23 protein-coding genes are annotated in these 23,071 nt (G+C 70.9%); 11 read left to right on the forward strand and 12 right to left on the reverse strand.

The window, feature by feature from the left end:
- Positions 1–18: 18 nt before the first annotated feature.
- Together rlmB and cysS are read right to left on the reverse strand one after the other, a co-directional pair.
- On the reverse strand, positions 19–1,008 hold the full coding sequence (rlmB, locus tag ACSQ18_RS10635; protein WP_144805904.1) for a 23S rRNA (guanosine(2251)-2'-O)-methyltransferase RlmB: 990 nt from the start codon (positions 1,006–1,008) through the stop codon (positions 19–21).
- Positions 1,001–2,419, reverse strand: coding sequence for a cysteine--tRNA ligase (cysS, locus tag ACSQ18_RS10640; protein WP_436037274.1), 1,419 nt, complete (start codon positions 2,417–2,419; stop codon positions 1,001–1,003). The genes rlmB and cysS overlap by 8 nt, the downstream gene beginning before the upstream one ends.
- A gap of 39 nt (positions 2,420–2,458) precedes the next feature.
- Between cysS and ACSQ18_RS10645 the strand changes: the two genes are divergently transcribed.
- Positions 2,459–3,388 (forward strand): DMT family transporter, encoded by a 930-nt coding sequence (locus ACSQ18_RS10645; protein ID WP_436037275.1) that lies wholly within the window; start codon positions 2,459–2,461, stop codon positions 3,386–3,388.
- 52 nt (positions 3,389–3,440) lie between these two features.
- Positions 3,441–3,902: a GNAT family N-acetyltransferase gene (locus ACSQ18_RS10650; protein WP_436037276.1), complete on the forward strand. Its 462-nt coding sequence runs from the start codon at positions 3,441–3,443 to the stop codon at positions 3,900–3,902.
- On the opposite strand, the gene ispD is transcribed toward ACSQ18_RS10650, so the two are convergent.
- The 3 genes from ispD to ACSQ18_RS10665 all read right to left on the reverse strand — a co-directional run bounded on the left by ispD (position 3,883) and on the right by ACSQ18_RS10665 (position 6,987).
- Positions 3,883–5,151, reverse strand: coding sequence for a 2-C-methyl-D-erythritol 4-phosphate cytidylyltransferase (ispD, locus tag ACSQ18_RS10655; protein ID WP_436037277.1), 1,269 nt, complete (start codon positions 5,149–5,151; stop codon positions 3,883–3,885). The genes ACSQ18_RS10650 and ispD overlap by 20 nt on opposite strands.
- Positions 5,148–6,440, reverse strand: a complete 1,293-nt coding sequence (locus tag ACSQ18_RS10660) for an acyltransferase family protein (protein WP_436037278.1) — start codon at positions 6,438–6,440, stop codon at positions 5,148–5,150. The genes ispD and ACSQ18_RS10660 overlap by 4 nt, the downstream gene beginning before the upstream one ends.
- A 64-nt stretch (positions 6,441–6,504) precedes the next feature.
- Positions 6,505–6,987: a CarD family transcriptional regulator gene (locus ACSQ18_RS10665; protein ID WP_144805909.1), complete on the reverse strand. Its 483-nt coding sequence runs from the start codon at positions 6,985–6,987 to the stop codon at positions 6,505–6,507.
- A 169-nt stretch (positions 6,988–7,156) separates the two neighbouring features.
- Between ACSQ18_RS10665 and ACSQ18_RS10670 the strand changes: the two genes are divergently transcribed.
- Positions 7,157–7,636, forward strand: coding sequence for a DNA modification methylase (locus tag ACSQ18_RS10670; RefSeq protein ID WP_436037279.1), 480 nt, complete (start codon positions 7,157–7,159; stop codon positions 7,634–7,636).
- Positions 7,637–7,777: 141 nt separating this feature from the next.
- Here the strand turns inward: ACSQ18_RS10670 and ACSQ18_RS10675 are convergent, their stop codons facing one another.
- Together ACSQ18_RS10675 and ACSQ18_RS10680 are read right to left on the reverse strand one after the other, a co-directional pair.
- The gene (locus ACSQ18_RS10675) at positions 7,778–8,461 is read right to left on the reverse strand and encodes a response regulator transcription factor (RefSeq protein ID WP_144805911.1); all 684 of its coding nucleotides are present in this window, start codon (positions 8,459–8,461) and stop codon (positions 7,778–7,780) included.
- The gene (locus ACSQ18_RS10680; protein ID WP_436037280.1) at positions 8,458–9,666 is read right to left on the reverse strand and encodes a sensor histidine kinase; all 1,209 of its coding nucleotides are present in this window, start codon (positions 9,664–9,666) and stop codon (positions 8,458–8,460) included. The genes ACSQ18_RS10675 and ACSQ18_RS10680 overlap by 4 nt, the downstream gene beginning before the upstream one ends.
- A gap of 172 nt (positions 9,667–9,838) precedes the next feature.
- Here ACSQ18_RS10680 and phoU point away from each other — a divergent pair, with 172 nt between their 5' ends.
- Positions 9,839–10,519, forward strand: a complete 681-nt coding sequence (phoU, locus tag ACSQ18_RS10685) for a phosphate signaling complex protein PhoU (RefSeq protein ID WP_144805913.1) — start codon at positions 9,839–9,841, stop codon at positions 10,517–10,519.
- Between the two features lie 195 nt (positions 10,520–10,714).
- On the opposite strand, the gene ACSQ18_RS10690 is transcribed toward phoU, so the two are convergent.
- On the reverse strand, positions 10,715–11,464 hold the full coding sequence (locus ACSQ18_RS10690) for a phosphoglyceromutase (protein WP_144805914.1): 750 nt from the start codon (positions 11,462–11,464) through the stop codon (positions 10,715–10,717).
- Between the two features lie 41 nt (positions 11,465–11,505).
- Here ACSQ18_RS10690 and ACSQ18_RS10695 point away from each other — a divergent pair, with 41 nt between their 5' ends.
- Entirely contained in the window at positions 11,506–12,375 is an 870-nt protein-coding gene (locus tag ACSQ18_RS10695; protein WP_436037281.1) for a class I SAM-dependent methyltransferase, read from the forward strand.
- A 60-nt stretch (positions 12,376–12,435) separates the two neighbouring features.
- Here ACSQ18_RS10695 and ACSQ18_RS10700 read toward each other — a convergent pair whose 3' ends face one another.
- The 4 genes from ACSQ18_RS10700 to ACSQ18_RS10715 form a co-directional block, all read right to left on the reverse strand.
- On the reverse strand, positions 12,436–13,533 hold the full coding sequence (locus ACSQ18_RS10700) for an FUSC family protein (RefSeq protein WP_436037282.1): 1,098 nt from the start codon (positions 13,531–13,533) through the stop codon (positions 12,436–12,438).
- Between the two features lie 4 nt (positions 13,534–13,537).
- Positions 13,538–14,623, reverse strand: coding sequence for a CAF17-like 4Fe-4S cluster assembly/insertion protein YgfZ (gene ygfZ, locus ACSQ18_RS10705; RefSeq protein WP_436037283.1), 1,086 nt, complete (start codon positions 14,621–14,623; stop codon positions 13,538–13,540).
- Positions 14,623–15,228 (reverse strand): FABP family protein, encoded by a 606-nt coding sequence (locus ACSQ18_RS10710; RefSeq protein ID WP_436037284.1) that lies wholly within the window; start codon positions 15,226–15,228, stop codon positions 14,623–14,625. The genes ygfZ and ACSQ18_RS10710 overlap by 1 nt, the downstream gene beginning before the upstream one ends.
- 148 nt (positions 15,229–15,376) lie before the next feature.
- Positions 15,377–15,667 (reverse strand): hypothetical protein, encoded by a 291-nt coding sequence (locus ACSQ18_RS10715; protein WP_144805919.1) that lies wholly within the window; start codon positions 15,665–15,667, stop codon positions 15,377–15,379.
- A gap of 98 nt (positions 15,668–15,765) precedes the next feature.
- Between ACSQ18_RS10715 and ACSQ18_RS10720 the strand changes: the two genes are divergently transcribed.
- From ACSQ18_RS10720 to pstA, 6 genes are all read left to right on the forward strand, one after another.
- Complete coding sequence (locus tag ACSQ18_RS10720; RefSeq protein ID WP_144805920.1) at positions 15,766–16,476, forward strand: response regulator transcription factor; 711 nt, start codon at positions 15,766–15,768, stop codon at positions 16,474–16,476.
- 42 nt (positions 16,477–16,518) lie between these two features.
- A complete protein-coding gene (locus ACSQ18_RS10725; protein ID WP_436037285.1) occupies positions 16,519–18,702 on the forward strand; it encodes an RNA degradosome polyphosphate kinase in 2,184 nt (727 codons plus the stop codon).
- Positions 18,699–19,637, forward strand: a complete 939-nt coding sequence (locus tag ACSQ18_RS10730; protein WP_436037286.1) for an NUDIX hydrolase — start codon at positions 18,699–18,701, stop codon at positions 19,635–19,637. The genes ACSQ18_RS10725 and ACSQ18_RS10730 overlap by 4 nt, the downstream gene beginning before the upstream one ends.
- Positions 19,638–19,811: 174 nt before the next feature.
- Complete coding sequence (locus ACSQ18_RS10735) at positions 19,812–20,924, forward strand: phosphate ABC transporter substrate-binding protein PstS (protein WP_436037288.1); 1,113 nt, start codon at positions 19,812–19,814, stop codon at positions 20,922–20,924.
- Between the two features lie 71 nt (positions 20,925–20,995).
- Complete coding sequence (gene pstC, locus ACSQ18_RS10740; RefSeq protein ID WP_144805924.1) at positions 20,996–21,946, forward strand: phosphate ABC transporter permease subunit PstC; 951 nt, start codon at positions 20,996–20,998, stop codon at positions 21,944–21,946.
- 1 nt (position 21,947) lies between these two features.
- Complete coding sequence (gene pstA, locus ACSQ18_RS10745) at positions 21,948–23,051, forward strand: phosphate ABC transporter permease PstA (protein ID WP_436037289.1); 1,104 nt, start codon at positions 21,948–21,950, stop codon at positions 23,049–23,051.
- Positions 23,052–23,071 lie beyond the last annotated feature (20 nt).

The raw sequence follows: 23,071 nt of genomic DNA on the forward strand, positions 1-23,071 counted from the left end.
CTGCCGTCCGCGGCCCCGCTACTCGGCCGAGGCGCGCAGCGTCGAGACCTGGTACAGCGCGACGGATGCCGCGATGCCCGCGTTCAGCGACTCCGTCGACCGGGAGATCGGGATGGAGACGATCTGGTCGCACGTCTCGGTGACGAGCCGCGACAGCCCCTTGCCCTCGGAGCCCACGACGATGACGACCGGACGGTCGGCGAGTTCGAGCGCGGGAAGCGACACGTCGCCGTTGCCGGCGAGGCCCAGCACGAAGACGCCCTGCTTCTTGAAGTCCTTGAGGGTCGCCGTCAGGTTGGCGGCGACGGCGACGGGCACCCGCGCGGCGGCACCGGCACTGGTCTTCCAGGCCGCCGAGTTGACGCTCGCCGATCGACGCTGCGGCACGATGAGCCCCTGACCGCCGAAGGCGGCGGTGGAGCGGATGATCGCACCGAGGTTGCGGGGGTCGGTGATGCCGTCGAGCGCCACGAGGAGCGGCAGGTCGCCGCGGTCGATGATCTCCTCCAGCAGGTCTTGCGGGTGGGCGTACTCGTAGGGCGGCACCTTGAGGGCGACACCCTGGTGCACGCCGTCGAACCCGGCCATCCGGTCGAGCTCGGGGCGGGTGACCTCCAGCACGGGGATGCCGCGCTGGGTGACGGTGGAGAGCATCTCCTTGACGCGGTCGTCCATCTCCACCCGCTGGGCGATGTAGAACGCCGTCGCCGGGATGCGGGCGCGCAGCGCCTCGAGCACGGAGTTGCGCCCCGTCACGAACTCGGTGTCGTCCTCCTTCTTGGCGCGCGGCGCAGAGGAGCGGGTCGTGCTGCCGGGCTTGCCCTTGCCTCCGGCAGCGGCATACCGCTCCGCAGCGGCCTTCCGCTTCCCGGCCGGATGCCAGGCGCGGTCCTCGGCCCTCGGGGTCGGTCCGCGCCCCTCCAGCGAGCGGCGGTTCTTCCCGCCGGTGCCCTTCGTGGGGCCCTTCTTCTTACCCTTGCCCGCGGACGGGTTTCCCGGCTTAGCCATCGTTCAGACTCCAATGGGTCCCGTCGGGACCGTCTTCGAGGGCGATGCCAGCCGCCGCGATCGCGTCGCGGATGCGGTCGGCCGTCGCCCAGTCCTTGTTCTCGCGCGCCTGGGCACGCTGGGTGATCATCGTCTGCACCAGGGCGTCGAGCGCCGCCGCCTGGTCGTCGTCGGTGTCGGTGCGCCACTGCGGATCGACCGGATTCAGCCCGAGCAGCCCGGTCATGCGGCCCACCTGCACGAGTGCGGTCGCCGCACCGGCGCGGTCACCGGCATCCAAGGCGCTGTTGCCCGCGCGCACCCGCTCGTGGACGACGGCGAGCGCCTGCGGCACGCCCAGGTCGTCGTCGAGCGCCGCGGCGAACTCCGCCGGCACGTCGGCCGCGGTGAGGGGGTGCGGCGTGCCGAGCACGCGGGCCGCACGCTGCTGGAACGTGCGGATGCGGTCGAGGGCGGCCTCGGCCTCGTCGAACGACGAGGACGTGATGTCGAGGCTCGAGCGGTAGTGGGCGGCGGCGAGCGCGTAGCGCACGACGAGCGGATCGTGATCGCGGAGAACGTCGTCGGCGAGCAGGAAGTTGCCGAGCGATTTCGACATCTTCTGGTCGCCGACGGTGACCAGGCCGTTGTGCACCCAGTAGCGGGCGAACGGGTCGCCGGCGGCCGACGACTGGGCCAGCTCGTTCTCGTGGTGGGGGAAGCGGAGGTCGAGACCGCCGCCGTGGATGTCGAACTCGGGACCGAGGTAGCGGCGGCTCATCGCCGAGCACTCGATGTGCCACCCGGGACGCCCCGGCCCCCAGGGCGAGGCCCACACGGCCGACGCTGGCTCGTCGGCCTTGGCGCCCTTCCAGAGGGCGAAGTCGCGGGGGTCGCGCTTTCCGCGAGGGTCGGCATCGGCCGCCGACTCCATCGCGTCGATCGACTGACGCGTGAGCGAACCGTACGAAGGCCACGACCGCACGTCGAAGTACACGTCGCCGCCCGCCTCAGATGTCGACGCGGGATAGGCGTGCCCGGCAGCGATAAGTCGCTCGATGAGTTCGATCATCTGCGGCACGGATGCCGTCGCCCGCGGCTCGTAGGTGGGAGGAAGGATGCCGACGGCGGCATACGCGCGCGTGAACTCCTGCTCCATGCGGTAGGCCAGCGCCCACCACGGCTCCTCGGCCGAGGCGTTCGTCAGCACCTTGTCGTCGATGTCGGTGACGTTGCGCACGAACGTCACGCGCCCGAACCGGTGGGCGAGCCAGCGGCGGAGGATGTCGAAGCTCAGCGCGGCGCGGACGTGCCCGATGTGCGGGCCGGATTGCACGGTGGGTCCGCAGACGTAGACGGTGACGTTCGTCGGGTCGAGCGGCGCGAAGTCGCGCAACGCCTGAGCCTGGGAGTCGTAGAGCCGGACCGTCACCGCACCAGCCTACCGGCGCGCACCCGGTAGAACTGTAGGGTGCTCGCCGTTCTCGCCGTCCTCGCCGCTGCCGTCCTGTTCGGCACGACGGGCACGTCGCAGGCGCTGGGCCCGGGCGACACGACCCCGCTGTCGATCGGCGTGATGCGCCTCGTCGTGGGCGGCACCGCCCTCGCGGCGGTGGGCTTCGCCCTCGCACGTCGGCGCACGCGGGAGCGGCGCAACCCGCTCCCCACGTGGCGCGCCATGGCCTTGATGGCGCTGACGGGGCTGTGCCTGGCCGCCTACCAACCGCTCTTCTTCCTGGGCACCGCGCGCGGCGGGGTCGCCGTCGGCACGGTCATCGCACTCGGGTCGGCGCCGGTGCTCGCGGGTCTCCTGGAGTGGGTGCTCACGCGCCGTCTCCCCTCGGCCACCTGGCTGGGGGCCACTCTCCTGGCCACCGTGGGCGTCGTCGTGCTCGGCGTCGGCGGCACGGCAGGCGCCGCGGGAGGGGGCACGGGCGGCGCCGATCTGCTCGGCATCCTGGGCTCGGTCGGCGCGGGCGCCTCGTTCGCCGTGTTCGCCAATGCGCAGCGCCGCCTCATGGATGCCGGCTGGGACCCGTTCACGGTCGCCGGCGCGATGGGCGCGTGGTCGGCGGGATTCGCGCTGCTCGCGCTGCCGTTCATCGACGTCGGCTGGGTGGCCGACCCGCGCGGTCTCGCCTTGACACTGTGGCTGGGTCTCGCCACGATCGCCGTCGCGTACACGCTCTTCACCTGGGGCCTCGAGCGCCTCACCGCCGCCACGGCGGCGACGCTCACCCTCGCCGAACCGCTGACGGCCAGCATCCTCGGCATCGCGGTGCTCGGCGAACGTCTGAGCTCGCTGGCGATCGGCGGTCTCGTCATCCTCGCCGCGGGCCTCGTGCTCCTCGCGTGGGGCGCACGCCGGCGCGACCCCGCGCCGTTCGCCGTCGAGGGCTGACGAGGGCTGACGGGTAACGCGGGCGAAACCTGCCCCTGGCATCCTGACGACCGTGACTCTCCGCATCGTCGTCGACGACCTCACCGGCGACGCGACCCTCCGCCTCATCGCCGCGCACCTCGCGGGCATGCACGACCTCACCCCGGCCGAGAGCGTGCACGCGCTCGACGCGGGAGCGCTGGCCGACCCGGCGGTGACGGTCTGGTCGGCCTGGCACGGCGAGCAGCTCGTCGGCATCGGAGCGCTGAAGCAGCTCGATGCGCAGCGGGGCGAGCTGAAGTCGATGCGGGTCGACGACCGCTTCCGCGGGACGGGGGCGGGTCGCGCGCTCCTGCGCCACATCGTCGATGCGGCGCGGCAGCGCGGCATCCGCTCGCTCTGGCTCGAGACCGGCGCCGACGAGGGGTTCCTCCCTGCGCGGCGGCTCTACGAGAGCGAGGGCTTCTCGCTCTGCGGCCCGTTCGCCGACTACCGGCCCGACCCGCTGTCGGTGTTCATGACGCGCGTCCTCTGACGGCGGCCGGAATCACGACGGCCACGGCGAACGCGGCGACACCCTCGCCGGTGCCCGTGAAGCCCAGCCCGTCGGTCGTCGTCGCCGACACGGAGACGGGAGCCCCGAGCGCCTGCGAGAGTACCCGCTCCGCCTCGACCCGGCGGTCGGCGAACCGGGGACGCCGCGCCTGCACCTGCACCGACACGTTGCTGATCGCGAATCCCGCCTCGGCCACGAGCACCCGCGTGCGTTCGAGGAACGCCGCCGCGTGCGCCCCCGCGTACTGGGGCTGATCGGTGCCGAAGTGCAGACCGATGTCGCCGAGACCCGCCGCGGCCAGCAGCGCATCGACGATCGCGTGCGCCACGGCATCCCCGTCGGAGTGTCCGTGCAGCGCCGTCTCGCCCGGCCAGTGCAGCCCCGCGAGCCACAGGTCGCCCTCGCCGCCGAACGCGTGAACGTCGGTCCCGATGCCGACGCGCGGCACCGCCACGCCGGCCGATGCACCGGCGCGCCGGGGGCCGGCGGCGCTCGCGGGCGCGTGATCCCCCCGCAGGATGCCGCGGGCGCGCTCGAGGTCGGCGGGCGTCGTGATCTTGAAGCCGCGTTCGTCGCCGGGCACGGTGACGACGGCATGTCCGGCGGCCTGCACGAGGGCGGCGTCGTCGGTGTGATCGCCGTCGGCTTCGGCCATCGCCGCGAAGAGGACGTCGCGCCGGAAGCCCTGCGGAGTCTGGGCGGCGGCGAGTTCGGAGCGGTCGACAGGCGCGATGACCTCCTCGCCCGCGACACGTTTGACGGTGTCGACGACGGGGAGCACCGGCAGCACCGCATCGCGTCCCGCCTCGAGCGCGGACTGCACGCGGGCGAACACCTCGGGCGGGGTGAGGGCGCGCGCGGCGTCGTGCACGAGCACGAACTCCACGTCGGGCCAGACGGCGTCCAGTCCCGCGGCGACGGACTGCTGCCGGGTGTCACCGCCGGCGACGACCGACACGAGGTCGCGCCGCGACGCGCCGTCGGCCGTCGCCGACTCCGTCACCGCCTCGTCCACCTCGGTGCGCGCATCGCCCACCCGGTCGCCCGGCACGACGATGACGATCTGCGCGGGTGAGGCGGCCAGCACCCCGCGCAGCGCGTGTCGGAGGATCGTGTGCGCGTCGATTCCCACGAACGCCTTCGGGGCGTCGGCGCCCAGGCGCGTGCCCGAGCCGGCGGCGACGACGACGATCGCGGTGCGGGGACGGGCGATCGGCGCGCTGCTCATGCCCTCGACACTACCGAGGCGGCGCGCGTCCGCGCGGCGAGGAGCGGATGCCGCAGCAGCACGACCGACACCGTCAGCAGCACGGTGCCGCCGACGGCGAGCGGGAGGTCGAGGAACCACTGCATCACCGCGAAGGGCGGCGCGACGGCGCACAGCCACGCGATGCCCACGACCACCGGGCTCGGCGTCGCACCGAGCGTGCCCAGCGCCTCCCACCGGGCGATGAGGAGCGAGAGCGCGAGCACGGCCGCCAGCACGACGACGAACATCAGCGGCCGCGACCACCACCACGCCGCCGAGGAGGGCGTCGGTGCCGCGCCGGGAATGAGCAGCGTGAGACCGGTGACCGCGAGGATCACGGGCAAATGCCACAGGTACACGGTCATGAGCCGCGTGCCCAGCAGGAACAGGAATCCCTGCACGGCGCGTACGCGCGTGAGCCGGGTGAGGGCGGGGCGCAGCACCCTCAGCAGGCATGCCTGGGCGAGGCCCAGCAGCACGAGCGGCAGAGTGGGCGGATTGAGGTTGCCGAGCATCGACGGCGAGTACGGACCCCAGGCCACCAAGGGCCACAGCGCGAGACCGCAGGCCGCCGCGATCAGCAGCAGGATGCCGGTGGGACGGCGGTCGAACCAGCCGTCGCGGTACCAGAACCCGAGCTGCTGGATCAGCGGCCACACGAACAGCAGGTTCAGCAGCCCGATCTCGGTGACACCGGTCGCGAACCGCGCGGCATCGACCGCGACGACGCCCGCCGCCAGGACGGCGACCGTGCCGCCCGGTGCGCGCTCGTGGAGGCGCACCATGAGCGGCACGAGCGCCTGGCAGATGAGGTAGGCGGCGAGGAACCACAGGGGCGATCCCGCGCCGACCGCCGCCGCGGCGACGAGGTCGGGCGCGATGCCCGCCAGCGTCGTCGCGCCCAGCACGAGCGCGAAGAACGCGAACACGGGCAGCGCCGGTTGCGCGAGGCGCAGGGTGCGCGTGCGGATGAACCCGACGGCATCCCCGCCTTTTCGCGTCCACGACGCCCAGCCCGCCGCCGAGGCGAAGCCGCCGACGACGAAGAAGAGCGGCATGATCTGGCCCACCCACGTCGCCGCGTCGAACCACGGCTCCTGCTCCGCCGGCCGCGACGTGACCAACTGGCCGTCGGGCCCCGGACCGATCCCCACCATCAGGAGGTGGACGACGATCACGAATACGACGCAGAGGACGCGTGCGAGATCGAGCGTCAGGTCACGATCGGACAGGTCGGGCCGCGTCGCCGGTGATGCGGGAGTGCTCATCGCACCATCATGGCGGGCGCGCGACGGAATCACCGCGAATGCGCGGTGCCGCGGCAGGAGACCGTCAGCTGGCGAGGACGTCGTCGAGCACGCTCGACGCCTTCTCCTCCTCCGTCTTCAGCGCGAGAGCGATCTCGGACACGAGGATCTGACGCGCCTTCGCGAGCATGCGCTTCTCACCGGCAGACAGACCGCGGTCCTGGTCACGGCGCCACAGGTCGCGAACGACCTCGCTCACCTTGATGACATCGCCGGACGCGAGCTTCTCGAGGTTCGCCTTGTACCGGCGCGACCAGTTCGTGGGCTCCTCGGTGAACGGTGCGCGCAGCACGTCGAACACCTTCTCCAGACCGTCCTTGCCGATCACGTCGCGAACACCGACCAGATCGACGTTCTCCGCCGGGACCTCGATGATGAGGTCTCCCTGCGTGACGTTGAGCTTCAGGTATTTCTTGGTCTCGCCCTTGATGATCCGGTCTTTGACCTCGATGATCGTCGCGGCGCCGTGGTGCGGATAGACGACCGTCTCGCCAACCTCAAAAAGCATGCAGTTATGTCCTTTCGGCAACCTCAAGGATACCACAGCGCAGATAGGGTAAGGTTCGCCGCCTGACCTCGGCGACACCCCGCCCGGCGCCTCCCGCACGGCTTCAGTCTGCACGAAACCGGATCTAGGATGGACTCGTCAGCCTGTCGCATCCAGTCCTGGAGGACCCGTGATCTCGCGCCGCCTCGCGCCCCTCGCCCTCGGAGTCGCCGTCGTGCTCGGCGCGACCGGTTGCTCCATGATCTCCCCGCAGGCGACGACGATCGAATACTCCGCCTCCGACGGCGTGAACGTCCCGGCATCCGGGCCGCTCAAGATCCGCAACGCGATGGTCATCGCCAACGAAGACGGCACGCTGGGCAACCTCGTGGCCGCGATCGTCAACGACACCGACGAGCCGCAGACCCTCAACGTGGGCGTCGGCGGCCGCGTCGCGACCGTGCAGGTCCCCGCGCGCACCGCGGTCAGCCTCGGCGTCGACGAAGACCCGCTCCTCATCGACGCGCTCGGCGTCAAGCCCGGCGAGACCGTCGACATGGCGTTCCAGTCGGGCGACGGCGCGGGGGTCGAGATCGCGGTGCCCGTGCTCGACGGCACGCTCCCGCAGTACGCCGAGTTCGTCCCGGTCGCCGCTCCCGTCATCGGCTGACCACCCGCGCTTCGCCGGCGCCGGCGACCCCTGGCCTCTTCGCCGCGCTCGCCCGCGCCAATCTGCGGGTGTGCACCGCGCGCACTCGCACAATGACGCGGACGAAGAACGCCGCCGGATGCCGAGGCGGCGACGGCGCGGTCAGCCCTCGAAGCGGTAGCCGAGGCCGCGCACCGTCAGGAGCATGACGGGCTCGCTCGGGTTCTCCTCGATGCGCGAGCGGATGCGCTTGATGTGCACGTCGAGCGTCTTCGTGTCGCCGAAGTAGTCGCTCCCCCACACGCGATCGATGAGCTGGCCGCGCGTGAGCACGCGACCGGCGTTGCGCATGAGCACCTCGAGCAGCTCGAACTCCTTGAGCGGCATCGGAATCTCCGCGCCGCCGACGGCGACGGTGTGACGGTCGATGTCGATGCGGACGCGCCCTCCCTCGACGATCCGGTCGTCGACGTCGAGCTCCGGACCCTCCGCACGGCGGAGGACGGCCCGCATGCGGGCCAGCAGCTCGCGCGACGAGTACGGCTTCGTCACGTAGTCGTCGGCACCGAGTTCGAGACCCACGACGATGTCGACTTCGGAGTCCTTCGCGGTGAGCATGATGATCGGCACCGCCGAGGTCGTGCGGATCACCCGGCACACCTCCGTGCCCGGCATCCCGGGGAGCATGAGGTCGAGGAGCACGATGTCGGCACCGCGTGCGGTGAAGGCGTCGAGCGCCGTGGGGCCGTCCTCGGCGATCTCCACCTCGAACCCTTCCCGTCGCAGGAGGTAGGCGAGCGGGTCGGCCAGGTCGGGCTCGTCCTCGACGATCAGGACGCGGGTCATTTCTTCTCTCCCTTCACCCGCGTGGTGTCGCGGGTGGACTTCTTCTTGTTCTTCTTCGCCGACCGCTTCTTGCGGCGCGGCGCCTGCTCGGGGGCGGCGACGGCCGCGAGGCGGACGGTGAACGTCGACCCCCGGCCGGGACGCGACCACAGCTCGACCTCGCCGCCGTGGCGCTGCACGGCGTGCTTGACGATCGAGAGCCCGAGGCCGGTGCCCCCCGTGCGGCGCGAGCGTGCCTGATCGGCGCGGTAGAAGCGCTCGAACACGCGCGCCTGCTCCCCCTCGGGGATGCCGATACCGCGGTCTGTGACGGCGATCTCGACCGCAGCGTCGACGACTTTGACTCCCACCCCGACCTGCGAACCCGCCGGCGAGTAAGCGATGGCGTTGGCGATGAGGTTGGCGATCGCCTCCGTCAGCACCTGCACGTCGCCGCGCACGTACGCACCTCGCTCACCCCCGCGGACGATCGTGATCTGGTTCGCCTCTGCGGCGACGGCCTGCGACTCGACGGCGGCCGTGAGCACCTCGTCGACGGAGACGTCGCGCAGCTCGGTGAGGTCGTCGGCGGCCTGCAGTCGCGACAGGTTCATGATCCGGGAGGTCAGCTGCCCGAGGCGCGCGGCTTCGGCGCCCAGGCGACTCGCGAAGTGACGCACCTGGTCGGGATCGTCGGCGGCCGACTCGATCGCCTCCGCGAGGAGCGTCACGGCACCCACGGGCGTCTTCAGTTCGTGGCTCGTGTTGGCGACGAAGTCGCGTCGCATCTCCTCGACGCGCTCCCGCTCGGTGATATCGCGGATGACGAGGAGCGTGAGCCTCGGGGTGATCCCGCTCGCGCGCGCCACGACCGAACGCAACTCCACGCCGCGACGGAGGCGCAGCGTCTCCACCTCGGGGCGGTCGGTGGTGCGGCTGGCGCGCACGAGGGAGCGCAGCTCCTCCGCCGCCAGCAATTCGCCCTCGCTCATCCCGAACAGCTCGGCCGGCGACGAGGCGGCGACGATGTGCAGCGACGAGTCGACGACGACGGCCACCTCATCCATCCCCTGGAGCACGGAACGCGTGCCGTCGGGCAGGTCGGTGGACGCCTGAAGCCGAGCGGCATCCCGCGCACGCAGGGCGAGCAGCAGGAGGCCCGCCAGGGCGCACCCCAGGAGGGCACCCACGCCGAGCGCGATCAGCGCCAGCTGCGTCGAGTCCATGAGCCCAGCGTAGAGTCGCTGCGACGACGCGAAATGCCTCCTGCCGCAAAAGGCGGGGCGGCCTCGCGCAGTGTTCACCGACGCGGCACCGTTCGTTAACCTTCGGAGGGGATGATCGCCGCGTCGCCGGTTCGGCATCCTGCCGCGCCCGCGAAGAGAGAGGTTCCCGCTGATGCGCGAAGTGTTCCACCAGTCGCTCGAAGACGTCCAGGCACGTCTGGTCGAGATCTCCGAGCTCGTGACGATCGCCGTCGACAAAGCCACCCGCGCGTTCGGGACGAGCGACGTCGCCCTGGCCGAGGAGGTCATCGAGGACGATCAGGTGATCGACGACAAGGCGATCGAGCTCGACGAGCTGGCCATCGAGATCCTCGCGCGCCAGCAGCCGGTGGCCCGCGACCTGCGGATCGTCGTCGCGGCGCTCCGGGTGAGCGCGTCGCTGGAGCGCATGGGCGACATCGCCGAGCACATCGCGCAGCTCACGCGCATGCGCTTCCCCGAGCGCGCCATCCCCAAGGGTCTGAAGAGCACGTTCATCAAGATGGGCGAGCTCGACGTGGAGGCCGCACGCACCCTCACCGAGGTGCTGCGCACGGAGGACCTCGCGCTGGTCGAGAAGCTGCGCGCCCTCGAGGAGGAGCTCGACGATCTGCACCTCGCGATCTTCGAGAAGGTGCTCGGTGAGACGTGGAAGGGCGAGGCGGCCGCGACGGTCGACGCGACCCTCGCGAGCCGCTACCACGAGCGCTTCGCCGACCACGCCGTGTCGGTCGCCAAGAAGGTCGCCTACCTCGCGACCGGCGACTGGACCCCCGACACCAACGCGATCTCGATCGTCGCCGCCGGCGACTGACGTCTCAGACGCAGCGACGTTTCGTCTCGCTGCGCTCGCTCAACGACGGGAACACCACAAACCGGTCGTTGCGAACGGCCTCAGACGCAGCGACGTTTCGTCTCCCTGCGCTCGCTCAACGACCGAGGGAAAACCACACACCGGTCGTTGAGCGAGGAGCGCAGCGACGAGACGAAACGCCGAGCGGAACTCTCGCTACTTCTTGCCCTGGTTGGCGACGGCCGCGGCACCCGCGGCAGCGGCTTCGGGGTCGAGGTACTCGCCCGGCCCGAGCGGGCGCAGGTCATCGCCGAGGCGGTAGACGAGCGGGATGCCGGTGGGGATGTTGAGCTCGGCGATGTCGGCGTCGCTGATGCCGTCGAGGTGCTTCACGAGCCCGCGCAGCGAGTTGCCGTGGGCCGTGACCAGCACGGTCTTGCCGGCCCGGAGGTCGGGGACGATGGCGCTGTCCCAGTACGGCAGCAGGCGGTCGATGACGATCTTGAGCGACTCGGTGCGGGGCACGTCGCCGTCGATCCCGGCGTAGCGCGGGTCGTCGACCTGGCTGTACGGGCTGTCGTCGGCGAGGTCCGGCGGCGGCACGTCGAACGAGCGGCGCCACAGCATGAACTGCTCGTTTCCGAACTCTTCGAGCGTCTCGGCCTTGTCCTTGCCCTGGAGCGCACCGTAGTGGCGCTCGTTCAGGCGCCACGACCGCTGCACGGGGATCCACAGCCGGTCGGCCGCGTCGAGGGCGATGTTGGCGGTCTGGATGGCGCGGGACAGCAGCGAGGTGTGCAGCACGTCGGGCAGCAGGCCGGACTCCTTGAGCAGCTCGCCGCCGCGCTGGGCCTCGGCCTTGCCCTGGTCGGTGAGGCGGACGTCCACCCATCCGGTGAACTGGTTCGTCTTGTTCCACTCGCTCTGCCCGTGGCGGAGGAGGATCAGCGTGTACGGCGCGGTCATGGCGCCAGTCTATCGGCCGGGGCACTGCCATCATGGGTGGTATGACGCCGGAGAAAGTACCCGCGACGGGTCTCCGTACGGCGTCGGGAACCGTCGTCGGCCAGGTCACCCGGGGCACCACCAACACGAACCGGCTGCGCCGCGTCGACCGGTGGATCGCCCGGCATCCGGTACTGCGCCGCACCGCCGATCCGCTCGTGGTCGATCTCGGCTACGGGGCGAGCGGGGTCACGGCGTTCGAGCTGGAGGCGCGGCTGCGGCCGGTGCGACCCGACGTCGAGGTGCTCGGGCTCGAGATCGAACCGGCACGCGTCGAGCGGGCGCGCGGGCAGCTCGCCGACGTGCGGGCGGGGCGCACGCCGTTCGCCCCCGATGCGCGGGTGTCGTTCGCGCGGGGTGGTTTCGAGGTTCCCGTGCCCGGGGGGCGCTCCCCCGCGGTGATCCGCGCGTTCAACGTGCTGCGGCAGTACGACGAGGCCGACGTGGAAGCGGCCTGGTCGCGCATGTGCGCGCGCCTGCAGCCGGACGGCATCATCGTCGAGGGGACGTGCGACGAGCTCGGTCGCATCAGCACGTGGGTGGAGGTCGGCGCTGACGCCGCACCGCGCTCTCTCACCGTCTCACTCCGACTGAACGGCCTCGACTCCCCCGCGATCGCGGCCGAGCGGCTCCCGAAGGCGCTCATCCACCGCAACGTCCCCGGGGAGCGCGTGCATGCGCTGCTGCACGCCCTCGACGCGGAGTGGACGCGGGCGGTCGCCGCGTCCGCGTTCGGTCCCGTCCAGCGGTGGCGCACCGCGCTCACGGCGATGGCGGATGCCGGCTGGCCCGTCGGCGGAAGGTCGCGCTGGCGACTGGGCGAGGTGACGGTCCCGTGGGATGCCGTGGCACCCGCGACAGCGTCGCGCTGATCGCGCGACCACGCGAGAAGGCGACCACGCGGCCACGCGACCCCGCGACACGACGGTCGGCTAGACGCGCGGGAGCGCGGCGCGGGCGTCGGCTGCCGGCATCCCCGCCGCCGTCATGAGGTCGACCGCGAGCGGACGCAGCGCGCCCACGAGGTTCTGATCGAGGCTCTGCCTCCCCGCGGCGAGCGCGACGGGGTCGAGGCGTGCGGCGACCACGCGCACGGCCTCGCGGGCGGGCGGCTCGAACGAGATGTCGTCGAGCGACTCGCCGATGAGGCGCGCACCGGCGGCGAGTTCCGTCAGCAGATCGGCGGCGATCGGGCGGGGACGCGCGTCGTCGCACACGTACACGACGCGACGCGCGATCACGCGCAGGTTGCGCACCGCGAGGTCGAGCTGGGCACGCACGCGCTCCTGCCGTTGCAGCTCGAAGCGCTGCCGGCGCAGGAACGGCGAGATGCGAGCGATCGCGAGGCCCGACTCCAGTGACGACTGCCACCGATCGACGTGCGGCTGGAGGGCGCGCGCCTTCTGCAGGCCGCGCTCGGCGCGCACGCGATCGCCGCGGCGCAGCGCCTGCACGAGGGTCAGCACGGCGGCGTCGAACGCGGTGAGGAGTTCGTGCCCGTCACGCGTCACGGCGCGCACCGGATTGCGGGGCACGAGAGCGGTCACCAGGAGCGCGGCGATCCCGCCGACGACCCCGTCGACGAGGCGGAGGAACGGCACGCTGGCGGGGATCACCATGACGATCGCCGATTGGATGGCGGCGGCGATCGCGAAACCCGGCTGCGGCGACAAGAACCGCGCGACGGCGAGGCTCGCGGCCAGGGTCAGCCCGAGCTGCCACCAGCCGATCCCCGCGACCAGCAGGATCGCTTCGGCGATGAGGATGCCGAGCACCATCCCGATCACCGTCTCGAGCACCCGTCGGGGCCGCGCATCGCGCACGAGCCCGAGGCTGGAGATGGTGACGGTCGCCGCGAGGAGCGGCGCGGTGTGCCCGAGCACGAAGTGGGAGAACGCGTACGCGCCGGTGGCGGCCACCACGATCTGCACGATCGCGGGGGCCGAGTCGCGCAGCCGCTCCACGCCCGCGCGCAGGTCGGCGCGCGCCTTGCCTCCCGTCGAGACGGGAGCTGTCTGGGGGTCGCTCACGGCCTCACCGGCGACGGGACAGCCGGGGCAGGCGCGGCACCGCCGCCGTGCGACCTGCCTCGGGCGGCACGATCTGCTCCTGCGCGGCCGTCACTTCGCCGCCGTCGACCGCGACGGTCAGCGGGGCGTCGACGGCGGTCGTGCGCTTCACGAGGGCGAGCGCGATGGGCCCTTCCTCGTGATGACGGGCCACCGAGGTGATCGCCCCCACGGGCTCCCCGCCGGCGCGCACCTCCGCACCCGGCTCCGGCAGCATCGCGTCGCTGCCGTCGAGCTGCAGCGCGACCAGGCGGCGTGGCGGATGGCCCAGGTTGTGGACCTTGGCGACCGTCTCCTGCCCCCGGTAGCAGCCCTTGGAGAGGTGCACCGCGGTGCGCAGCCAGTCGACCTCGTGGGGAAGGGTGCGCCCGTCGGCTTCGGCGGCGACCCGCGGACGCCAGGCCGCGACCCGGAGCGCTTCCGCGGCGAGCACACCGGCGAGACGACGCTCGCCGCGCTCGGCCTCGCTCGCGAGCCGGTCGAGCGTCGAGGTCGTCACGATCGCCTCCGACCAGTCGCGCGCTGCGGCGGGGTGCGGATCGACGGCGGCATACCCCCACCCGCCGATCGCGACGTCGGGCCACGGGTCGCGCCAGACGGCGACGACCCCGTCGCCCAGGGTGGCGACAGCGGATGCCGTTCCGCCGACGACACCGAAGTCGGCGGAAACGTCCTGCGGGTCGACGCGCAGCCGGAAGCGCATCCGCGTGAGCCAGGCCAGCAGCCCCTCGGCATCCTCCCGGTCGACGACGAGCCACGTGCGCTCGCCGTCGTCGACGACACCGGCCGCGTGCTCGACGTGGCCGTTCGGATCGAGCACGAGGAGCTCCGTGCTCACGCCGGGGGCGAGAGCGGCGAGCGCCTGCGAGGTGAGCGAGTCGAGCCACGTGAGCCGGTCCTCGCCCGCCACGGTGAGCACCGATCGGTCGGCGCGGGGGACGACGGCCTCCCCGCCTTCCAGGGCGCGCTGCTCTCGCAACGGGTTGCCCACGTGCAGGAGCACCGCGTCGTCGACGACGGCCGCCGGCACGGCGGCGAACGGGGAGACCATCAGTCGGCCCGCGCCAGCCGAGCCGACGCGTGGGAGGCGAGGGAGCCGCCGAGGGCGGCGATGTCCCACGCCCACAGGAGGTGTCCGTCGACGTAGCCGTACATGCGCGTCGCGGCCGCGTAGTCCTTCGCGCTCGCGGGACGCACCACCGCGTCGGTGGCCAGATCGATCCGCGGCCCCTGAACCTGGCCGACGTAGAGCTCGCTCGTGCCGTCGGAGTGGACGATCGCGACCTCGAGGTCGAAGCCGCCCGCGGCGTTGCGGAGCGACTCCACGTCGTCGGCGGTGCGAGGCGTGTCGCGCACCTCGAGCGCGGGCAGGAGGGCGGGGCCGGCATCGGCGTCGCCCGCCGGACGCCCCAGGCGCCAGTAACCCTGCTCGGCGACGAGCGGATGCCGCGCGCCGTCGTCGGCGAGGAACCAACCGCTGGCGGCGTAGTTCACGTAGTCGCCGCCGTCGTGGCTGAAGCTCACGCGATGCGCGAACTCGCCCGAGAAGTGACGGTCTCCCGACGTGTAGTCGATGACGCCCGTGCCCTCCCAGACTCCGAGCAGCCACGAGAGCGGAACGATGTCCGCCGGGAGATCGGTGGGGAGATCGATCACGGGATCAGCGCTGGCCGCGGTACAGGTTCTTGAGCACTACGGCCGAGACGAACACGATCGCCAGCGACGCGAGGCCGAGCAGTCCGACGAAGAACAGTTCGAGAGCGACGAGGTCCATGAGCCCTACTCTACGCCGAGTATCGGCCCGTCACGCCGAAAACAGCGTCGCGAGACCGAGGCCGACGCCGATGAATCCCATCACCAGCAGACCCCCCAGCACGCTCAGCGCGACGCGTTGGACGAACCCCTGCGAGCGAGCCGACCAGAGGTGAACCGCGAAGGCGATCGGCACGACGAGCCCCATGCCCACGCCCATCCACGCGGCGCGCCAGTCGTCGGGCGCGAGGATGCCGACGAGCACCGCGATCACGGCCGCGGCGGCCCACACGACGAGCACTCCGGCCATCGAACGGCGGGGGGCGATCTCGGGCACACTCACCCCTCCATTGTGGCCCGGGGCGCTCGCGGCGTCGACCTCCGCGCGGAGGTCCTAAGATGAAGGCACGGTTTCCGGCATCCGGACCGGGAAGGACCCCCTTGGCTCAGCTCCTCGTCTTGAGCTCCGCCCCCACATCCACACCAGGAGGCGGAGCGGTTCTTCCCGCGCTCGAGCTTCTCAGCCACCGAGTGCGTCAGATTCCCGCCGAGCCCGCTCAACTGGTCAACGCGCCGAGCGCCGACGTCATCTTCGTCGATGCCCGCATCGACCTCGTCGGCGCGAAGTCGCTGTGCAAGATCCTCAACACGACGGGGCTCGACGCGCCGCTCGTGCTCGTCGTGACCGAGGGCGGCCTGACCGCCGTGTCGACCGACTGGGGCGTCGACGACGTGATCCTCGTCGGCGCCGGCCCCGCCGAGGTCGACGCGCGCATCCGCCTCGCGATCGGCCGCATGACGAAGGATCCCGTCTCGACGCGCATCCAGACCTCGGGCGTCACGATCGACGAGTCGTCATACTCCGCGAAGGTCCACGGCAAGCCCCTCGACCTCACGTACAAGGAGTTCCAGCTCCTGCACTTCTTCGCCACGCACCCGTCGCGGGTGTTCACGCGCGAGCAGCTGCTGAGCGAAGTGTGGGGCTACGACTACTTCGGCGGAACCCGCACGGTCGACGTGCACGTGCGCCGGCTGCGCGCCAAGCTCGGCGACATGGAGCAGCTCATCGGCACGGTGCGCAACGTCGGCTACCGCTTCAACGTGTACGAGGAAGACCAGGTCGCCTCTCCGCGGGAGCGCTCCGACGCGTGACCGGTTAACGCGTCGGCCACCTCGCCCTGCAATGATGAGGGGATGATCGACACCGCGGTTACCGACTCCGGCCTGGGTGACGCCGACGACGACGACTTCGACGCCGTCGAGGTCGCGGATTCGCTTCTGCCCGACCACCGCTACCTCGACCGCGAGGTGAGCTGGCTCGCCTTCAACCAGCGGGTGCTCGAGCTCGCGGAGGATGCCACGCTTCCCGTGCTGGAGCGCGCCAACTTCCTCGCGATCTTCGCGAGCAACCTCGACGAGTTCTTCATGGTGCGGGTGGCCGGACTCAAACGCCGCATCATGACGGGGCTGGCCATCCCCACCAACGTGGGTCGCTCCCCGCAGGAGGTGCTCGCCGACATCTCCGCCGACGCCCATGCGCTGCAGCTGCGTCACGCGGCGGCGTGGGAAGAGCTCGTGCGACCGGCCCTGGCCGACGGCGGCATCGAAGTCGTCATGTGGGAGGCGCTGACCGAGCAGGAGCGGGAGAGCCTTTACGGCTACTTCCAGAACCAGGTCTTCCCGGTGCTCATGCCGCTCGCCGTCGACCCGGCCCACCCGTTCCCCTACATCTCGGGGCTCTCGCTCAACCTCGCCATCCGCATCCGCAACGCCCGCACCGGGCGTCAGGAGTTCGCGCGCCTCAAAGTGCCGCCCATGCTCCCCCGGTTCGTCGAGGTCCCCCGCGAGGATGCCGGCTCCCGCACCGACGCGCCCGCGAGGTACCTGCCGCTCGAAGAGCTCATCTCGAACAACCTCGGCGACCTCTTCCCGGGCATGGAGGTGCTGGAGCACCACACCTTCCGCCTCACCCGCAACGAAGACGTGGTCATCGAGGAGGACGAGACCGAGAACCTCATCCAGGCGCTGGAGGCCGAGCTCCTCCGCCGCCGGTTCGGTCCGCCCATCCGGCTCGAGGTGACCGACTCGATGGACGACGTCACGCTCGACCTGCTGGTCAACGAGCTCGACATCACCGAGCAGGAGGTCTACCGCCTCCCCGGTCCGCTCGACCTGCGCGGGCTCTTCGACCTCGGCCGCATCGACCGTCCCGAACTGCGCTACCCCGCGCACGTCCCGACGACCGCGCCCGCCTTCCAGCCGGCGGAGCAGAACGGCCGCGCCGACCTGTTCGCCGCCATCCGCAAGGGCGACGTGCTCGTGCACCACCCGTACGAGTCGTTCAACACGAGCGTCGTCGCCTTCCTCGAACAGGCCGCGCGCGACCCGCACGTGCTGGCCATCAAGCAGACGCTGTACCGCACGTCGGGCGACAGCCCCATCGTCGAAGCGCTCATCGACGCGGCCGAGAACGGCAAGCAGGTGCTCGCTCTCGTCGAGGTGAAGGCGCGCTTCGACGAAGCGGCGAACATCGTCTGGGCGCGCAAGCTCGAGAAGGCCGGCGTGCACGTCGTGTACGGCCTCGTGGGACTCAAGACCCACTGCAAGCTGCTGCACGTCATCCGCGAGGAAGACGGCATGCTGCGCAGCTACAGCCACATCGGCACGGGCAACTACAACCCCAAGACCAGCCGGCTCTACGAGGATTTCGGCCTCTTCACGTCGGACGAGCAGGTCGGTCGCGACCTCACGCGCCTGTTCAACGAGCTGTCGGGGTACGCGATCGAGAAGAAGTTCAAGCGTCTCCTCGTCGCGCCCCTGCACCTGCGCAAGGGGCTCCTCCGGCAGATCGACAAGGAACGCCGGAACGCGCAGGCGGGCAAGCCCGCGCACATCCGCATCAAGGTCAACTCGATGGTCGACGAGCAGATCATCGACGCGCTGTACCGGGCAAGCCAAGCCGGCGTGCGGGTGGATGTCTGGGTGCGCGGCATCTGCTCCCTCCGCACCGATCTCGACGGCGTCAGCGACAACATCACGGTCCGCTCGATCCTCGGTCGCTACCTGGAGCACTCGCGCATCTTCGCGTTCGCCAACGACGGCGACCCGCAGGTGTTCATCGGCAGCGCCGACATGATGCACCGCAACCTCGACCGCCGCGTCGAAGCCCTCGTGCGGGTCGTCGCCCCGGCGCACGTGAAGGAGCTCGTCGACCTGTTCGACCTCGCGATGTCCGACGGCACGAGCTCGTGGCACCTGGGTGAAGGCGGGGAGTGGACGCGGCACAGCACCGACGACGACGGCGCCCCGCTCGTCGATCTGCAGGAGAAGACGATGTCGCAGGTGCAGCGCCGTCGGCGCGCGAGGACGGTGCGATGACGGACACCGCGGTCTACGCGGCGGGAGGGGTCGTCTGGCGCGTCGTCGACGGCAAACTCAAGGTGCTCGTGATCCACCGCACCGCCTACGCCGACGTCACCCTCCCCAAGGGCAAGGTCGATCCGGGCGAGATGCTCGCCGAGACGGCGGCCCGCGAGATCTTCGAGGAGACCGGCATCCGCGTCGCCCTCGGCATCCCGGTGGGCGTCTCGCGCTACCGCATGCCCAACAAGCGGCAGAAGATCGTGCACTACTGGGCCGCGGAGGCGACCGAGGATGCCATTCGCGCCTCCGCCTTCGTCCCCAACAAGGAGATCGCAGCCATCGAATGGGTGGGCCCGAAGCGTGCGCTCAAGCACCTCAGCTACCCCGTCGACGTCGAGATCCTCGAGAACTTCCTGAAGTTCGTCGACGACGGCATCCTGTCGACTTTCCCGATCGTCGTGCTCCGCCACGCGAAGGCGACCGCCCGCGAGGACTGGACCGGTGCGGATGCCGCTCGGCCGCTCACCGCGCGCGGCGCCAAGCAGGCGAACGCGCTCGTGTCGCCGCTGCGGGTGTTCGGCGTGCGCAAGATCGTCTCCAGCGACGCCGTCCGCTGCGTCACGACGGTGACCCCGCTCGCGGCGTCACTCGGCAAGGAGATCGAACGCACCGCGCTCCTCGGCCAGGACGCCTGGGAAGAGGGCACGTCGGACGTCCGCAGCGTCGTCGGCAAGCGCGTCCGGTCGCGCAAGCCGGCCGTGCTGTGCAGCCACGGCCCCGTGCTCCCCGACATCCTCAGCGAACTCGCCCTCGCGACGGGGACCCTGCGCGGTTCGTACCTCGGCAGCGCGTCGGCGCTCGAGGTCGGCGCCTTCTCCGTCGTGCACCTGTCCCGCACCAACCCCGGCTCCGGCATCGTCGCCATCGAGACCCACGAGACCAAGCTCTGACGGATCCGCGCGCGGGATCTGCGCGAGATCTGCGGGTTTCTGGGCGTTTCTCCGCGTCACACCGGCACTGTTCACCTTCCGTTTACCGACACAGCGCACTCTCTTAAGAGTCGATGTCTACCGTCACGGGCGAGCCCTGCACCGGGCTACTACCTGACATGTGAAGGATTCACAGTGAAGCTCAACCGCATCGCCCAGCTGGGCGCTGTCGCCGCCATCGCGGCTCTCGCCCTCACCGGCTGCGCCGCCAACGAGCCTTCGGGCAACGGCGCGTCGGGCAACCCGTCCGCCTCCGAGGCCGGCGGTCTCACGGGCAACCTCGTCGGCCAGGGCGCCTCGTCGCAGCAGGTCGCGATCCAGGCGTGGACGACGGCCTTCAACGCCACCAACCCCGACGCGGTCGTGGAGTACGACCCGGCCGGCTCCGGAACCGGTCGCGAGTCCTTCCTCGCCGGCGCCGTCAGCTTCGCCGGCTCGGACCGCGCGTTCACGACCGACGAGATCGCCGCGGGCGGATTCGGCGCGTGCGCGCCCGACTCCGGCCTCGTCGAGATCCCGGCCTACATCTCGCCGATCGCGATCATCTTCAACGTCCCTGGCGTCGACTCGCTCGACCTCGACGCGGCGACCATCGCGGGCATCTTCGCCGGCACGATCACCACGTGGAACGACCCGGCCATCGCCGCCACCAACGACGGCGTGACCCTGCCCGACACGGCGATCAACCCCGTCCACCGCTCCGACAAGTCGGGCACCACGGGCAACTTCACCGACTACCTCGCCGCCAACGCGCAGGACGTCTGGACCTGGGGTTCGGTCGAGGAGTGGCCCGCCGGCGTCGTCGGCGAAGCCGCGGAGAAGACCTCGGGCGTCGTGGAGGCCGTCAAGGCCGGTGAGGGATCGATCGGCTACGCGGACTCCTCGCAGGCCGGCGGCATCTCGTCGGTCAACGTCAAGGTCGGCGACGCGTTCGTCGGTCACAGCGCCGAGGGCGCCTCGATCACGCTCGACGCCTCGGCGATCGAAGAGGGCCGCTCCGCCGGCGACCTCGCCTACTCGATCGACCGCACCACCACCGCCGAGGGCGCCTACCCCGTCCTCCTCGTCAGCTACCTCATCGGCTGCGAGCAGTACGAGGATGCCGAGGTCGCCGCACTGACGAAGGCCTTCTTCTCCACGGCGGTCAGCGCCGAGGGCCAGGAGTCGGCTGCGACCAACGCCGGCAGCGCCCCGATCTCGGACGACCTCCGCGAGAAGTCGCTCGCCGCGATCGAGCTCATCAAGTAAGGCACGGGGCGGCTCCCCGGGCGCACAGCCCGGGGAGCCGCCTTCGGCCGGTCCTCACGAGAAAGACGATGATGACAGCAACCAGCGCCGCTCCCGCACAGCGGATCGCCGCGAAGAAGCGCCCCGGAGACATCTGGTTCTCCGGCACCGCCGTGTTCGCCGGCTCGATGATCGTCGTCACCCTCGCAGCGGTGGCGATCTTCCTGATCGTCCAGTCACTGCCGGCGTTCGGTCTCACCGCCGACGACGCCTCGCTGCTGCGCACCAACTTCTGGGACTACGTCCTCCCCCTCCTGTTCGGCACCATCTGGGCGGCCTTCCTGGCGCTCCTGGTGGCGGTGCCGCTGTCGCTGGGGATCGCGCTGTTCATCACGCACTACGCCCCGCGGCGTCTCGCCCAGGGCCTCGGCTACATCGTCGACCTGCTGGCCGCCGTGCCGTCGGTCGTCTTCGGCCTCTGGGGCATCCTCGTGTTCGCCCCCTCGGTCGTCCCCACGTACAAGTGGCTCAACGAGAACCTCGGCTGGATTCCGCTCTTCTCCGGACAGGTCCTCAACAGCGGCCGCACGATCCTCACGGCATCCCTCGTGCTCGCCGTCATGGTCGTCCCGATCATCACCGCCATCTGCCGCGAGATCTTCCTGCAGACGCCCCGACTCCACGAAGAGGCGGCGCTCGCGCTCGGCGCGACCCGGTGGGAGATGATCCGCATGGCCGTGCTGCCGTTCGGCCGCTCGGGAATCGTCTCGGCATCCATGCTCGGCCTCGGCCGCGCCCTCGGAGAGACGATGGCCGTCGCGATGGTGCTGTCGGCGACCAACGTGGTGACGCTGCAGCTGCTCACCTCCCAGAACCCCTCGACGATCGCTGCCAACATCGCCCTCACGTTCCCCGAGGCCTACCGGCTCAACATCAACGTCCTGATCGCGACGGGTCTGGTCCTGTTCGTCGTCACCTTCGCCGTCAACGCCCTTGCCCGCTGGATCGTCAGCCGGCGCAAGGAATTCTCGGGAGCAAACTGAGATGACCACCGCACCCGCTCCGGCGCCCACCCGCGCCCCCGTCGTCCGCGCTCCGCAGCGCCTCACGGCGGGACACCTCCCCTCGTGGTCGCCGTGGGCGCTCCTCGTCGGCACCCTGGCCCTCTCCGGCGCCATCTTCGGCGTGCTCGGTCTCGCCTCGCCCGACGGGTTCAACGTCGCCGCGTGGATCGTGACGGCCGTCCTCGCCTACCTCCTGCTCATCTACGTCATCTCTCGCGTCGTCGAGGGTGCACGCCGCGCCCTCGACCGCCTCATCACCGGCATCGTGACGTGCGCGTTCGCCATCGCGATGGTCCCGCTGGTCTCCGTCGCCTGGACGGTCGTCAGCAACGGCATCGCCCGCTTCGACGCCGAGTTCTTCAGCTGGACGATGCGCGGCGTGCTCGGCGAGGGCGGCGGCGCCCTCCACGCCATCATCGGCACCGTCTCCATCACCCTGACGGCCACGATCATCTCGGTGCCCATCGGCCTCATGACGGCGATCTACCTGATCGAGTACGGCCAGGGGAAGCGGCTCGCCCGCGCCATCACCTTCCTCGTCGACGTCATGACCGGCATCCCCTCGATCGTCGCGGGTCTGTTCGCCTACGCCCTGTTCGCGCTCATCTTCGGCCCTGGCGTGCGGATGGGCTTCGCCGGCGCGATCGCCCTGTCGGTGCTCATGATCCCCGTCGTCGTCCGCTCCAGCGAAGAGATGCTGCGCCTCGTGCCCAACGAGCTGCGCGAAGCCTCCTACGCGCTCGGCGTGCCGAAGTGGCTCACGGTCGTCAAGGTCGTCCTGCCTACCTCGATCGCCGGCATCACGACGGGCGTCATGCTCGCGATCGCGCGCGTGATCGGCGAGACGGCACCGCTGCTCATCACGGCGGGCTTCACCGACGCCATGAACTACAACCTCGCCGACGGCCGCATGCAGACCCTCCCGGTCTTCATCTACTCGCAGTACGCGTACAAGGGCATCCCGCCCGAGGCGTACGTCGACCGTGCTTGGGCGGCCGCGCTCACCCTCATCCTCATCGTCATGGTGCTGAACCTCATCGCGCGGATCGTCGCGAAGGTCTTCGCCCCCAAGTTCGGCCGCTGACCGGCATCCGCTTCTCCAGA

It is taken from the genome of Microbacterium sp. LjRoot45 (assembly GCF_964253325.1).
Lineage (GTDB): Bacteria > Actinomycetota > Actinomycetes > Actinomycetales > Microbacteriaceae > Microbacterium.

Bases quoted from the DNA above. Each gene is read 5' to 3' on its own strand.
- rlmB (WP_144805904.1), bottom strand. From the start codon at position 1,008: ATGGCTAAGCCGGGAAACCCGTCCGCGGGCAAGGGTAAGAAGAAGGGC.
- ispD (WP_436037277.1), bottom strand. From the start codon at position 5,151: ATGAGCAGCGCGCCGATCGCCCGTCCCCGCACCGCGATCGTCGTCGTC.
- ACSQ18_RS10660 (WP_436037278.1), bottom strand. From the start codon at position 6,440: ATGAGCACTCCCGCATCACCGGCGACGCGGCCCGACCTGTCCGATCGT.
- ACSQ18_RS10665 (WP_144805909.1), bottom strand. From the start codon at position 6,987: ATGCTTTTTGAGGTTGGCGAGACGGTCGTCTATCCGCACCACGGCGCC.
- ACSQ18_RS10675 (WP_144805911.1), bottom strand. From the start codon at position 8,461: ATGACCCGCGTCCTGATCGTCGAGGACGAGCCCGACCTGGCCGACCCG.
- ACSQ18_RS10680 (WP_436037280.1), bottom strand. From the start codon at position 9,666: ATGGACTCGACGCAGCTGGCGCTGATCGCGCTCGGCGTGGGTGCCCTC.
- phoU (WP_144805913.1), top strand. From the start codon at position 9,839: ATGCGCGAAGTGTTCCACCAGTCGCTCGAAGACGTCCAGGCACGTCTG.
- ACSQ18_RS10690 (WP_144805914.1), bottom strand. From the start codon at position 11,464: ATGACCGCGCCGTACACGCTGATCCTCCTCCGCCACGGGCAGAGCGAG.
- ACSQ18_RS10695 (WP_436037281.1), top strand. From the start codon at position 11,506: ATGACGCCGGAGAAAGTACCCGCGACGGGTCTCCGTACGGCGTCGGGA.
- ygfZ (WP_436037283.1), bottom strand. From the start codon at position 14,623: ATGGTCTCCCCGTTCGCCGCCGTGCCGGCGGCCGTCGTCGACGACGCG.
- ACSQ18_RS10725 (WP_436037285.1), top strand. From the start codon at position 16,519: ATGATCGACACCGCGGTTACCGACTCCGGCCTGGGTGACGCCGACGAC.
- ACSQ18_RS10730 (WP_436037286.1), top strand. From the start codon at position 18,699: ATGACGGACACCGCGGTCTACGCGGCGGGAGGGGTCGTCTGGCGCGTC.
- pstC (WP_144805924.1), top strand. From the start codon at position 20,996: ATGACAGCAACCAGCGCCGCTCCCGCACAGCGGATCGCCGCGAAGAAG.
- pstA (WP_436037289.1), top strand. From the start codon at position 21,948: ATGACCACCGCACCCGCTCCGGCGCCCACCCGCGCCCCCGTCGTCCGC.